The organism is Stenotrophomonas sp. BR163 (assembly GCF_047520985.2).
GTDB classification, from domain to species: domain Bacteria; phylum Pseudomonadota; class Gammaproteobacteria; order Xanthomonadales; family Xanthomonadaceae; genus Stenotrophomonas; species Stenotrophomonas sepilia.
Window position 1 is genome coordinate 138,188 of record NZ_JAXBRE020000009.1, and the last position, 12,854, is coordinate 151,041.

Consider the following 12,854-nt stretch of genomic DNA (forward strand, 5'->3'; position numbering starts at 1 on the left):
GCGGTGTTACGTGGGGGTCATGGGGCGACGATGCTGGCGGAGTCGCCCTCCTGGCCGATCAGTACGGCGTTGGCCCAGTTGGCACAGACCTGGGCGGGTTGGCTGCCCTGCGCACCCAGCGTGCGCAGGCTCAGGGTGGAAAGGCCACGGATGTCCAGCTCCGGCTTGACCACGCCGGGCGCCTTCACCAGGCCGCTGTCGTACAGCAGGCGGTTGTCGCCCCATACCTGGAACTGCAGGCCGCCGGCGTTGCGGCAGGCGTCGTCGATGCCGAGGTCGGCACGCAGCAGGTGCCAGCCGCCCTGCAGGCGCAGATCGATGCGGCTGTTGGCGCCGACCCCCAGGCCACGGCGGAACTGCAGGCCGTTCATGCGCATGCCGGCGTCGCCACGGAAGGACTGGTCGGTACGCAGCTGGCTGGCCAGCGCGGCCGGCACCGGCAGCTCGGAGAGATAGCGCTGCCGGGCCGGTCGCTCCGGTTCCTGGTGTTCGAGGATGTGGAAGGTGGACAGTGCGATCGGGCCGACGTCGCGCGGCTGCAGTGCATCGAACGCGCGGGCGCTGCCCTGGGCGGCGGTCACCATCGGGTCGGTGCTGCTGGCGCCGTCGCCTTCGGGGTTCTGCACGCTCAGTACGCGGAAGCGCAGCAGGCGGCCGGCATGGGCCGGGAAGTCGATGCGTTGCACGCCTTCCTTCAGCTGCAGGCGGCCACGGGCGATCGGCTCGCCCCACTCGCCATTGCTGTCGCCCAGGTACACCTCGTAATCGCGCACCTGGCCGTGCTTCCAGTTCTTGTCGTTGCGCGGCGCGATGTCGATGCCATCGATCATCCTGCGCTCGCCGAAGCCGATCACCCACTCGTGCGCGCCAGTGCGCACGGCCTGGTTGCGCACGCTGCGGAACCAGGTGTTGGGATCGTCATCGAAGGCGTTCTCCAGCGCATGGCCGGGCTCCTCGGCCGGGCGGTTGACCACCAGCAGGCTGTCTGCGGGCAGTTCGCGGCCCAGTACCGGCGCGGCCGGATAGGCATCGTCGGCGGCCGCAGCGGCCACCGCGAAGTCCAGCTGCAGCTGCAGCGGCTGGCGGATGTCCTGGGCAGCGGTGCGCACATGCAGCGTGCCGCGACGCTCCCGCGCGTCGAAGTACCAGCCCTCGTTGGCGCTGTTGAAGGCGGCGGCATCGGCCAGCGCCGGCAACGCACGGCCACTGACCTGCACTGCACGCGGCGCCTGCCGGCTGAGCACGCGCAGGCCGTAGCGGCGCTGCGCCAGCTGGCCGTTGTACTGGCCCTGCACCGCGTCGATCTGCACCTGCACCGGGCCGCTGCCCTGCGCCGGCGCCTGCACGCGGATCTGCTGCGTGCTCGACTCGCCCTGCTGGTAACGGCGCGTGTTGCCATCGTCTTCGTACAACGTGTACTGCGAATCGCCCTGCGGGTACAGGTCGAAGGTCACTTCATCGAGCGGCTTTTCGCCATCGAACAGCATCGACGGGTACATGGGCAGGATCGCACCGGCACGCACGAACACCGGCAGCGTGGCCAGGTCCACCTGGCGGTCCAGCTGGCGGCCGTCGGCACCGGCCTGCACGCGGCGGCCGTCCCAGTAGTCGATCCAGCCGCCGGCCGGCAGGTGGATGTCGCGGCGCCAGCCACGGCTGGCGGCCTGGCTGCGGTACACCGGCGCCACCAGCAGGTCGCGGCCGAGCAGGAACTGGTACTTGTAGGTCTCATCCTGTGCATGCGGGTCGCGCGGGTAGTCCCACATCAGCCCCCGCACCGGCGGTGCGCCGGTCTGCGCGGCCTCGTGCACCAGCCCGTACATGTACGGGGTCAGGCGCATCTTCAACTTCAGGTAATCGCGGTTGATGCTGCGGTACGGCTCGTCGTACCACCACGGGTGCTTGCGCGCGTTCGACGACCAGCCGCTCATGCCCATCAGCACCGGGGTGAACGCCTTCCATTGCAGGTCGCGGGTGAAGGTCTCGGCGCTGCCGCCGAAGATTGCATCGACGTCGCCACTGGCGTAGGCCATGCCGGACAGGCCCGAACCGACCAGGGTCGGCACGTGCCAGCGGATGTAGTCCCAGCTGCTGCTCTGGTCGCCGGTCCACGCGACGGCGTAGCGCTGGATACCGGCCCAGCCCATCACCGTCCACAGGAACGGGCGCGAATCGGAATTGTCGAGGATGCCGTTGAACGCCTGCCGGTTGGCATCCATCGCGAACTGGTAGCCCTTGCCGGTCCAGGCCACATCCAGCTTCTGCACGCGGCTGCCGGCCTTGCCGACTTCCCAGGCGATCTTGTCGACGCCGTTCTCGGTCCACAGCCCGGTGCGGAAGCCGTAGCCTGCGAGCCCCTTCACCGTTTCCGGCAACTGCTTGTAACCGCAGCCGTAGCCATCATTGGGCAGGATCCAGCCACCGGGCATGTCGTGGGCGCGGTACTGCTTGGCCACGCTGTCGATCACATCCGGCGTGGTGCCGGTCGGGCCGTCACTCCAGCCTTCGGGCACGGTGCCGGACTTCTTGGCATTGTCACCGTCGTTGTAGCAATCGGCATCGCCGTAGGACAGCGCCCAGCGCGCGACCATGTTCGGGCGGCCGGTCAGCTGGGTGTAACGCTCGATCAGCTTGGGCAGGTCCGCGCCGACGAAGTAGTACGCGTCGAAACGGTCTTCGCGATGCAGCAGCGTGGCCTGGTCAGGCTGGCGCAGGTCGTAGCTGCCATCGCTCCACGTATTGCGCAGCATGCCCCAGCCACGGCTGCTCAGCAGCATCGGTGCAGGGCTGGGGCGGTCGCCCTCTTCCCAGCCGCCGGAATAGGACACTTCCAGCTCGCGGCCCTTGAACTGGTAACGGCCGTTCTGCTGGCCGCCCCCGAAGTAGCCCTCATCGGCCTGCGAGGACAGCACCTGCACGCTCTGCGTGGCCTCCAGGTCCAGCGGCTGCAGTTCCTGCCACAGCGCGGTGGGTTGGCCGTTGTCCAGACGTTCCAGGCGCAGGCGCAGCGGCTGCCGCTGTACATGCAGGACCAGTGCGTCGGTACGCACGCGGATTTCCTGTGCGTCTTCTTCCAGCTGCGCCTGTACGTTCGCCTTGGGCTGCGGCAGCACGATCGGTGCGGCCTTGTCGCCGGCACCGGTCAGCGTGCCGTTGCGGCCCGCCTGCACGCGGATGATGTCGGTGGCCGGCAGTTCAATCCGGATGCGCGCGCCCTTGTCGGTCTGCAGGTCCCAGCCGCGCACGCCATCGCGGCTGTCGCTGGCGCTTACCGAACGCAGGTTGCCGACCGGCTCGGCCCGGGCCGGCATGGACGCCAGCATCAAGGCCGGCACCAGGGCCAGCATCAGCGGCGAGCGACGTACGCAGTTTTCCACGCGGACTCCCAACCCGTTCACCGGGCGTTTCGAAAGCGATTGGGCCGACTCTAGGGCAGCGATTCGAAAGATGTCAACAAATTGAAAGGAAAAAGGAAGATATATTCCATTGAAACGAAAGTTGTTGCGTCGCAACACTTTGTGTAAGCGCTTGCAGTCGCCTGTTAAGCATTGTGCGATACGGCATTTGGCCTGTCCTTTCGTTTTCCTGGCCCTCCCCGACTGGGAAAGTCACCAGGCCATTTTCTTTCTTTTTACTTTCGATGTTTGACATTTCGAAAGAAAACACAGATGGTGCGCTGGCCCAACTGGAACCTCCGAATGGACGTCACCCTGCTTTCCGATGTGTCCGCCTGGCAGCGCCTTGGCGGAGCCGATACCGCAACCGAAATCGCCCAGCAGCCTGCGCTGTGGGAAGCACTCGCACAGGACCTGTCGCGTGCCCGCGACCGCCTGCAGGCCTTCCTTGGCGACAGCCTCGACGATCCCAACCAGCGCGTGCTGTTCACCGGCGCCGGCAGTTCCGGCTTCATCGCCGAGATGGTGGCTGATGCGATCAACGCACAGTGGCCGGCCGAGGTGCGCGTGGTGCACACCACCAGCCTGCTGACCCACCCGGCGCTGTACCTGCAGCGCGACCGCCCGACCCTGCTGGTCTCGTTCGGCCGCAGCGGTTCCAGCCCGGAAAGCGTGGCGGCGGTTGACCGCGTGCGCAGCGACGTGGATGACGCGCGCTTCCTCGACATCACCTGCAACGCCGATGGCGAACTGGCCCGCCGTGGGGCCGGCCGTGCCGATACCTGCACCCTGCTGATGCCGTCGGCCAGCTGCGACCGCGCCTTCGCCATGACCAGCAGCCTGACCTGCATGCTGCTGGCCGCACTGACCGTGTTCGATCGTTCGCCGTGGGATGCGCGCGTGGCGCGCCTGAAGCAGATCGCCGCGCTGGCCCGCGAAGGGCAGGCGCAGTGGGACGCACCGGTGGCGGCGCTGGCGCAGCGCCCGTTCAACCGCGTGATCTACCTTGGCAGCGGCCCGCTGGAAGCGCTGGCACGCGAGTGCGCGCTGAAGGTGCTGGAACTGACCGCTGGCCGCGTGCTGGCGCTGGCCAACACCCCGCTGGGCTTCCGTCATGGCCCGAAGTCGACGCTGGATGGCAACACCCTGGTGGTAGTGCTGCGCAGCGTGCAGCCGCTCGCGCGCCGCTACGAGCAGGACCTGCTGGACGAACTGCGCCGCGATGGCGTGGCCGGGCAGGTGCTGGCGATCGGTCCGCATTCGGATATCGGCGCCGATGACGACTACACCCTCACCGTACCGGCCCTGGACGATCCGTGGCTGGCACCGGTGTGGCTGGGCTTCGCGCAGCTGTTCGCGCTGCAGCGCTCGGCCGCGCTGGGACTGACCCCGGACAACCCGTTCCCGGATGGCACCGTCAACCGCGTCGTCAAGGGCGTCACCATCCACCATGGCTGAGCTGATCGCCCACGCCTGCTATGGCATCGACATCGGCGGCACCAAGATCGAGCTGGTGGCGTGCGATGCGGCGATGCAGGTCACCTGGCGCCGCCGCGTGGCCACGCCGCAGGGCGACTACGATGGCTTCCTGCAGGCCGTGGTGACGCTGGTGGCCGAGGCCGACGCCGCGCTGGGCCGGAATGATGCGGCCATCGGCATTGCCCTGCCCGGCGTGCGTGACCGCCGCAGCGGCCGCCAGCTCAGCGCGAACGTGCCCGCACTGACCGGCCAGTGCGTGGCGCAGGATCTGCAGGCGCGGCTGCAACGCTCGCTGCATTTCGGCAACGACCTGCAGTGCTTTGCCCTGTCGGAAGCGCACGGCGGTGCCGCCGAAGGCTATCCCAGCATGTTCGGCGCCATCCTCGGCACCGGTGCCGGCGGCGGCTTCTGCCTGCAGGGCCGGCTGCTGTCCGGCTTCAACGGCCTGGCCGGCGAATGGGGCCACTGGAGCGTGCCCGGCCATCTGCTGCAGCGCCATGGCCTGCCGCTGCTGGACTGCGGCTGCGGCCTGCAGGGCTGCGTGGAGCGCTATGTGTCCGGCAGCGGATTGGCCATGATCGAACGCCACCTCGGAGGCAGCGCCGTCGATGCCAGTGCGGTGATCACGCTGGCCGAAGCCGGCGATGCCCGCGCGCGCAAGGCGCTGGACATCCATCGTGACCTGCTCGGCCACAGCCTGGCCGCGCTGGTGCTGGCGCTGGACCCGCACGTGATCGTGCTCGGCGGTGGCCTGTCGCAGTACGCGCCGCTGTACCAGCAGCTGCCGGCCGCCATCGCCACCCATCTGTTCAATGGCGTGCAGGTCCCCCCGATCGTGCCGCCACGGTTCGGCGATGCCGGTGGCGCACGTGGCGCTGCCCTGCTCGCCTGCCAGCCCTCGTTTTCCTGATTGACCGGAGCGTGACCATGTCCCCGTTGCAGACCCTGCTTGCTTCCCACCGCGCCGGCGCCAACGTCGGCCTGTACAGCGTCTGCTGCAGCAACGAGCAGGTGCTGCGCGCGGCCATGCACGTCGCCCTGGCGCATGGCACCGTGCTGCTGATCGAGGCCACCTCCAACCAGGTCGACCAGTTCGGCGGCTACACCGGCATGACCCCGCCGCAGTACCGCGACTACGTCGGCACGCTGGCCGATGAAGAAGGCTTCCCGCGCGAGCGGCTGGTCCTGGGCGGCGACCACCTCGGCCCGAATGCCTGGCAGAAGCGCCCGGCGGCCGAAGCGATGACCCACGCGCGCGTGCTGATCGAGGCCTACGTCACCGCCGGTTTCCACAAGATCCATCTGGATTGCAGCATGTCCTGCGCCGATGATCCGGTGCCGCTGCCCGATGCCATCGTCGCTGCGCGCTCGGCCGAGTTGGCCGAAATCGCCGAACGCACCGCCGCCGAACATGGCCTGCCGCCGCCGGTCTACGTGATCGGTACCGAAGTGCCGATTCCCGGAGGCGAAGCCTCGCTGGCCGAGGGCCTGCAGGTGACCACGCCGGCCGCCGCCGCGCAGACCCTGGCCATCCACCGGCAGGCCTTCGATACCCCGCAGCTGCGCGGTGCATGGCAGCGTGTGATCGCGATGGTGGTGCAGCCGGGCGTGGACTTCGACCACAGCAGCGTGCACGAGTACGACGCCGCCGCTGCCAGTACGCTGGCCGATTTCCTCGAACAGCAGCCACGCATCGTGTTCGAAGCGCACTCCACCGACTACCAGCGCGAGAGCGGCCTGCACGCGCTGGTGCGCGACCACTTCGCCATCCTCAAGGTCGGGCCCGCGGCCACCTTCGCCTACCGCGAAGCGCTGTTCGCGCTGGCCGCGATCGAGGCCGAACTGCTGCCGGCGGCACAGTGCTCGCGCCTGCCGCAGGTGCTGGACGAGGTGATGGTGGCGCAGCCGAAGTACTGGCAGTCCTACTACCAGGGCGATGACGCCGCGCTGCGCCTGCTGCGCAGCTACTCCTTCAGTGACCGCTGCCGCTACTACTGGGGCGAGCCCGCGCTGGTGCAGGCGGTGCAGACCCTGTTCGCCAACCTGGAACAGCACGCGCCGCCACTGGTGCTGCTCAGCCAGTACCTGCCGGAGCAGTACCGCGCCGTGCGTGAGGGCACGCTGACCAACACCCCCACCGCGCTGGTGCAGCACCGCATCGGCCTGTGCCTGGGCGAGTACGCGCGCGCCTGCAGCGCCAACCAGGCCGGAACCCGCACGCAGAACGCACGTTCGGCTGCCGCAGTTGCTGCGAACGGCTAATCTCTACCTTTCCCCGCGAAACCGAGAATGGCCATGCGCAACACCCGCTCCCGCCGGCAACAGATCCTGCAGCTGCTGATCGAGCACGGCTCGGTGCAGGTGGCCGATCTGGTCGAGCGTTTCGGCGTGTCGGCGGTAACCATCCGTGCCGACCTGACCCACTTCGAGTCGCAGGGCCTGGCCAACCGCACCCACGGCGGCGCCACCCTGGTGCGCACGCCGCCGCAGGAACAGGACATCCATGAGAAGGACGCGCTGAACCTGCCGTTGAAGGAATCGATCGGTGCGCGCGCTGCGCGCCTGGTGCAGCCGGGCGACAACATCATCATCGATTCCGGCTCGACCACGATGACGCTGGCCCGCCACCTGCGCGCGCATCGCGACGTGACGGTGATGACCAATGGCCTGAACATCGCCTGGGAACTGGCCAATGCCGCGGGCATCACCGTGCTGCTGACCGGTGGCCTGCTGCGCCAGCAGTCGCTGTCGCTGCAGGGCAGCCAGGCCGAGGCCAGCCTCAACTCGTACAGCTTCGACACCTTGTTCCTGGGCGTGGATGGCCTGGACCTGCAGTTCGGCCTGACCACCCACGACGAGGCCGAAGCCCGCCTCAACCACCGCATGGTCGAGCGCGCGCGCCGCATCGTGGTGCTGACCGACGCCTCCAAGTTCGGCCGCGTCAGCCTGCACCGCATCGCCCGCCTCGACCAGATCCACGCCATCATCACCGACGCCGGCATCGACGACGCAACCCGCGAAGGGCTGCAGCGGCTGGGTATCGAAGTGATCATTGCCGAGCCTCCCGCATGACCGACATCCGTTCCCTGCATGGCCGCATCCTCACCCCGCTGGGCTGGCGGCGTGGCCAGGTCCACTTCGATTCACACGTGCGCCAGCTGCAGGTGGATGACCAAAGTGGTGCTGACGACCTGCAGCTGCCGGTCATCCTGCCCGGCTTCATCGACCTGCATGTACACGGTGCGGCCGGGGTGGACCTGATGCAGGGCGGCGACGTGGCGCGCACCATCGCGCGCACCCATCTGCGCTTCGGCACCACCACGCTGCTGGCAACCACCATGACCGCCGGCCTGGATGAGATCGAGCACGCGCTGCAGGGGGTGGCTGCGACGATGGCGGCGCCCGATGCCGACGCCGCCAGCATCGTCGGCGTGCATCTGGAAGGACCGTTCATCAGCCCGCAGCGGCTCGGTGCACAGCCTAACCGCACGATCGAGGCGACGCTGGCGCTGGTGCAGCAACTGCACGCACTGGCGCCGATCCGAGTGATGACGCTGGCACCGGAAATCGGCGAGCACACTGCACTGATTCCCGCGCTTTCGGCGATGGGCATCCGCGTGCAGCTCGGTCACAGCGCCGGCACCTATGAAGAGGGCGTGGCTGCGCTGCAGGCCGGCGCCTCCGGCTTCACCCATCTGTTCAATGGCATGACCGGTGTCGACCATTACCGACCCGGCATCGCCGCGGCGGCGCTGGCGCATGCACAGTACGCCGAGATCATTCCCGACCTGCAGCACATCCATCCCGGCGTGATCCGCCTGGCCGCGCGCGCGATCCCGCGCCTGTATGCGGTGACCGACGCGACGGCCGCCACCGGCATGCCCGACGGCGAGTACGCGCTGGGCGAGCAGCGCGTGCACAAGTGCGGCGGCTGCGTCCGCCTGGCGACCGGTTCACTGGCAGGAAGTGCACTGACCATGGACCAGGCGCTGCGCAATCTGGTGCAGGTGGGCCTGGAGCTGGCCGATGCCTCGCAACGTGTTTCCACCTTCCCGGCCGACTACCTGGGCCTGGGCGATCGCGGCCGCATTGCGCCCGACGCCCGTGCCGACCTGGTGGTACTGGACGCCGAACTGCGCCTGCAGCAGGTGGTGGTGGGTGGGCGCGTGGTCGATCTGAACTGACACGCGCGATGCGGCCCGGATGCCGCGCAGGCTCCCTGTAGAGCCGAGCCATGCTCGGCTCAGCGCGCGAAGCGCGGCATGGGGAACCTCGATATCGGAACGGAAAGCAGCCGAGCATGGCTCGGCTCTACAGAAAGCACTCTGCGACGAACCGCCGCCGGGCGTGGCCCGGCGCTACCACAGGAACTGCCGATGACTCCAAGCACCGCTCCGCGCTGGCCCGTACGCTACCTGCTCTTCATCGGCGGCCTGGGTGGCCTGCTGTACGGCATCGACATCGGCATCATCGCCGGCGCCCTGCCCTATCTTGAAGCAACTGCCAGCCACGCCTGGCAGCTCAGCAGCCAGCAGCTCGGCTTCGTGGTGGCCGCGGTACTGCTGGGCAGCGTGCTGTCGTCGCTGTTCGCCGGCATGATCGCCGACCTGATCGGCCGCCGCGGCGCGATGCTGCTGGCCGGCCTGCTGTTCACCGCCTCGATTCCGATCATGGCACTGGCCTCCGGCTACACGCCGCTGCTGTTGGGGCGCCTGCTGCAGGGCATCAGTGGCGGTTTGATCGGTGTAGTGATTCCGCTGTACCTGGCCGAAGTGCTCAGCCCCGAGCGACGCGGGCGCGGCGCGGCGATGTTCCAGCTGCTGCTGACCATCGGCCTGGTGCTGGCCGCGCTGATCGGGCTGTACCACGCACATGCGGTGGATGCCGCCGCCGAGGCCGTGCGCTCGCTGCCGCTGGCACAGCAGGCGCAGGAGTTGTTCACGGTGAAGGATCACGCCTGGCGCACCATCTTCTGGACCTGCCTGGCGCCGGGCCTGCTGTTCTGCGCGGGCATCTTCTGGCTGTCCGAATCGCCACGCTGGCTGGTACGCCGGGGCCGCATCGATGAAGCCCGCCGCAGCCTGCATCACGTACTGCCCGCTGCCGATGTGGAGCCCACCCTTGCGCAGATCCAGGCGCCGGAATCGAGCAGCAGCGACAGCAAGCGCGACCCGCTGCTCAGCCGCCGCTACGTGGTGCCGTTCCTGCTCGCCTGCGTGGTGCTGGCCTGCACCCAGGCCACCGGCATCAACTCGGTACTGGCCTACGCGGTGAACATCCTCAACCAGGCCGGCCTGTCCGGTTCAGTGGCCAACGGCGCCGACGTGGCGATCAAGCTGCTGAATGCGATGATGACCGTGGTCGCGTTGCTGCTGGTCGACCGCAAGGGCCGAAAGTTCCTGCTGATGCTCGGCAGCGGTGGTATCTGCGTGGCCCTGCTGGCCGCGGCCACGCTGTTCTTCCAGGCCGAGCGCGGTCGCGCTGATGTGCAGCCGCAGTTGCAGGCGGCGGTCAACGGCGATGGCCTGCAGCTGGTGCTGGATGAAACCCAGTGGCAGCGCCTCGGTGCTGGCATCGACAGCGAGGGCCGGCCGCTGCAGCTGACCGTGTCGTACGCCTACGGCGACTTCACCAATGTGCGCGCCGTGCGCAGCGACAACCTGATTGATCGCGAACTGCGTATCGACCGCACCGGCACCGTACAGCCAGACAGCGTGATCGGCGCATTCTTCCGCAAGTTGCATCTGAACCCGTTCGCCGACCCCGCCAGTGCCGCGCAGGCGCCGCTGCACATCGAACAGGCCCGCATCGGCCCGGTGCCGCCGCCTGCACATGGCTGGACGGTGGCCGCCTGCATCCTGGTATTCGTCGCGTTCTTCGCGGTCGGCCCCGGCGTGTGCGTGTGGCTGGCACTGTCGGAGCTGATGCCGAACCGCATCCGCTCCAACGGCATGAGCATCGCACTGCTGATCAACCAGTTCGTGTCGACCACCATCGCCGCCATCTTCCTGCCCACGGTGGGCCATTACGGCTACGCCAGCATGTTCGTGTTCTGGGCGGCCTGCACCTTCGTGTTCTTCCTGGTAGCCGCGTTCTGGCTGCCGGAGACCAAGGGCAAGTCACTGGAGGAGATCGAGGCACGGTTCGCCCGGTAGCAGTCGACCTTGGTCGACCTCCGCGCGCAACGCGTTGGTGTTGGCGCGCCCGTCACTGACCGGTGATGTGCATCGCCAACGCCTGCGCCTCGGCGATGCTCGGCAACCCGCTCAGCATCATCGATTCACCGAACGGGCCTTTCACCGTCGCCACCATCAGCACGCGGCCGTCCACGCTGAGCGCCGCGCGCTGGCCCACCAGTGCTTCCGTACCATCGTGGATGCGCTGGTGCGCTTCGTGTCGAAAGCGGATCTGCAGGCCAGGTTGCTTGTCCTGATCCAGCACGTAGCGCACATCGGCAATGTCGGCGCTGCCGGCGATCGGCGGCTCGCGCAAGGCCAGGGTTTCGCCTTGCCATTGCGCCTGCCGGCCCTTGCCGTCCGCATCGACCGCGCTCAGGCGTACATCCACACCCGCGCGCGGTACGTGTCCCTCGACCGCCTGCACCGCGGGCGTGGCACCCGGCGTGCATCCGGCCACGGCCAGTGCCGCGCCCAGCAACAACACAAGCGCCGTTCTCACTTCAGCTTCCGCAGCTTGAACGCCACCAGCACCTGCAGCAGGCCGTACAGCAGGCTGCCAATGCCGATCCACAGCGTGGTCACCGCCACGCCCGCGTACGGGTTGGCCGCGAACAGCAGGCCCAGCACCACCGCCAGCACGCCGCTGAGAATCAGCAGCCACTCACCCTGGATCTGCTTGCGCACGCGGATCGCGAACACGATGCGATAGATGCCTGCCACCAGCAGCCACGCCGCCAGGAACAGCACCAGCACGCTGGCGGTGGCCAGCGGATTGATCACCGCCAGGATGCCGAAACCCAGCGAGGCGATGGCATACAGTGCCAGCCAGCCACGCGACGCGCCGCTGCCGCCGCTGACCAGTGCGAACAGGCTGATGACGCCTTCAACGATGGCCATCACGCCCAGCGTCCACGCCAATGCCATGGCGGCGGATAGCGGCCAGCCGATGGCGATGATGCCGAAGCCCAGCGCAACCAGCCCATACAGCAGCAGGATCCACCAGCTGCGACCCACCGCCGACAACAAGGGAGACAAGGGGGAATTCATGGCCACTCCTTCAGTCCAGTACCGGCCACATCCTAGCCCCCGGCGATGAAGACAGCGATCACGGTACCCGCGCGCACACCCATACCCGCACCTCTTCAGCGCCCACGCAGCGCAGCGTTTCGGCAATCTCCATCACCGTACTGCCGGTGGTCATCACGTCGTCAACCACGGTCAATCGGGGTGGCACCGGACCACGCACATCGAACGCATCGAACAGGTTCTCCCGGCGCTGTTCGGCCGTGCGTTCGGACTGTGGCGCCGTATGCCGCCGCCGGTACAGCCCATGCCAGACCGGCAACGGCAGCAGCCGGCACAGCTCGGCGGCCTGGTTGTAGCCACGCTGGCGCAGGCGGCGGCGGTGCAGCGGCACCGGCACCAGTGGTGGGCATGACCAGGCGGGCGGTGCCCGCTGCATCAACTGCGCCAGCAGGCGGCCAGCCGCCAGGTCCTGATGGAACTTGTAGCGCACCAGCAGCTGGTCCACTGGCGGCAGGTACAACAGGCTGGCATGGGTGGCCGTCTGCGGTGGCGCTTCCTCGCGGCAGCTGCCGCAGACGATCAGGGCGGCGTCCGGCAACGGCAGCGCGCAACGCAGGCAGGCGCGGCCGGCCCAGGGTAGTCCGGCGAGGCAGGCGCGGCACAGGTCGAGATCATCATCGCCCGGATCGCCGCATACCAGGCAGCGCAGTGGCAGCAGCACGCGAAGCGCCGCCTGCAGGAGGCGAGTGGACTTGAACAGGACCGGCATGCACTA

10 protein-coding genes are annotated in these 12,854 nt (G+C 68.3%); 6 read left to right on the top strand and 4 right to left on the bottom strand.

Annotated elements, in window-relative coordinates; all coding sequences use genetic code 11:
* Positions 1-17: 17 nt before the first annotated feature.
* Positions 18-3,377: a TIM-barrel domain-containing protein gene (locus tag ACM0PY_RS10160; RefSeq protein WP_180883720.1), complete on the bottom strand. Its 3,360-nt coding sequence runs from the start codon at positions 3,375-3,377 to the stop codon at positions 18-20.
* Positions 3,378-3,698: 321 nt separating this feature from the next.
* Here ACM0PY_RS10160 and ACM0PY_RS10165 point away from each other — a divergent pair, with 321 nt between their 5' ends.
* The 6 genes from ACM0PY_RS10165 (at position 3,699) to ACM0PY_RS10190 (ending at position 11,029) form a co-directional block, all read left to right on the top strand.
* Complete coding sequence (locus tag ACM0PY_RS10165) at positions 3,699-4,853, top strand: SIS domain-containing protein (protein ID WP_180883718.1); 1,155 nt, start codon at positions 3,699-3,701, stop codon at positions 4,851-4,853.
* On the top strand, positions 4,846-5,784 hold the full coding sequence (locus tag ACM0PY_RS10170) for an ROK family protein (RefSeq protein ID WP_049417012.1): 939 nt from the start codon (positions 4,846-4,848) through the stop codon (positions 5,782-5,784). The genes ACM0PY_RS10165 and ACM0PY_RS10170 overlap by 8 nt, the downstream gene beginning before the upstream one ends.
* Positions 5,785-5,801: 17 nt before the next feature.
* The gene (locus ACM0PY_RS10175; protein ID WP_180883716.1) at positions 5,802-7,136 is read left to right on the top strand and encodes a D-tagatose-bisphosphate aldolase, class II, non-catalytic subunit; all 1,335 of its coding nucleotides are present in this window, start codon (positions 5,802-5,804) and stop codon (positions 7,134-7,136) included.
* Positions 7,137-7,169: 33 nt separating this feature from the next.
* Positions 7,170-7,946, top strand: a complete 777-nt coding sequence (locus ACM0PY_RS10180; RefSeq protein WP_049417055.1) for a DeoR family transcriptional regulator — start codon at positions 7,170-7,172, stop codon at positions 7,944-7,946.
* A complete protein-coding gene (gene nagA, locus ACM0PY_RS10185; protein ID WP_134971494.1) occupies positions 7,943-9,058 on the top strand; it encodes an N-acetylglucosamine-6-phosphate deacetylase in 1,116 nt (371 codons plus the stop codon). The genes ACM0PY_RS10180 and nagA overlap by 4 nt, the downstream gene beginning before the upstream one ends.
* Before the next feature lie 192 nt (positions 9,059-9,250).
* Positions 9,251-11,029: an MFS transporter gene (locus tag ACM0PY_RS10190; protein WP_180883714.1), complete on the top strand. Its 1,779-nt coding sequence runs from the start codon at positions 9,251-9,253 to the stop codon at positions 11,027-11,029.
* Positions 11,030-11,081: 52 nt separating this feature from the next.
* Here the strand turns inward: ACM0PY_RS10190 and ACM0PY_RS10195 are convergent, their stop codons facing one another.
* Genes ACM0PY_RS10195 through ACM0PY_RS10205 form a run of 3 tightly spaced genes read right to left on the bottom strand, consistent with a single transcriptional unit; the run spans position 11,082 to position 12,848 of the window.
* Positions 11,082-11,552 carry a SecDF P1 head subdomain-containing protein gene (locus ACM0PY_RS10195; RefSeq protein ID WP_134971498.1) on the bottom strand — a complete coding sequence of 157 codons (471 nt, stop codon included), beginning with the start codon at positions 11,550-11,552 and terminating at the stop codon, positions 11,082-11,084.
* Positions 11,549-12,100, bottom strand: coding sequence for an HdeD family acid-resistance protein (locus ACM0PY_RS10200; protein WP_049400854.1), 552 nt, complete (start codon positions 12,098-12,100; stop codon positions 11,549-11,551). The genes ACM0PY_RS10195 and ACM0PY_RS10200 overlap by 4 nt, the downstream gene beginning before the upstream one ends.
* 58 nt (positions 12,101-12,158) lie before the next feature.
* Entirely contained in the window at positions 12,159-12,848 is a 690-nt protein-coding gene (locus tag ACM0PY_RS10205) for a ComF family protein (protein WP_070489971.1), read from the bottom strand.
* Between the last annotated feature and the right edge of the window lie 6 nt (positions 12,849-12,854).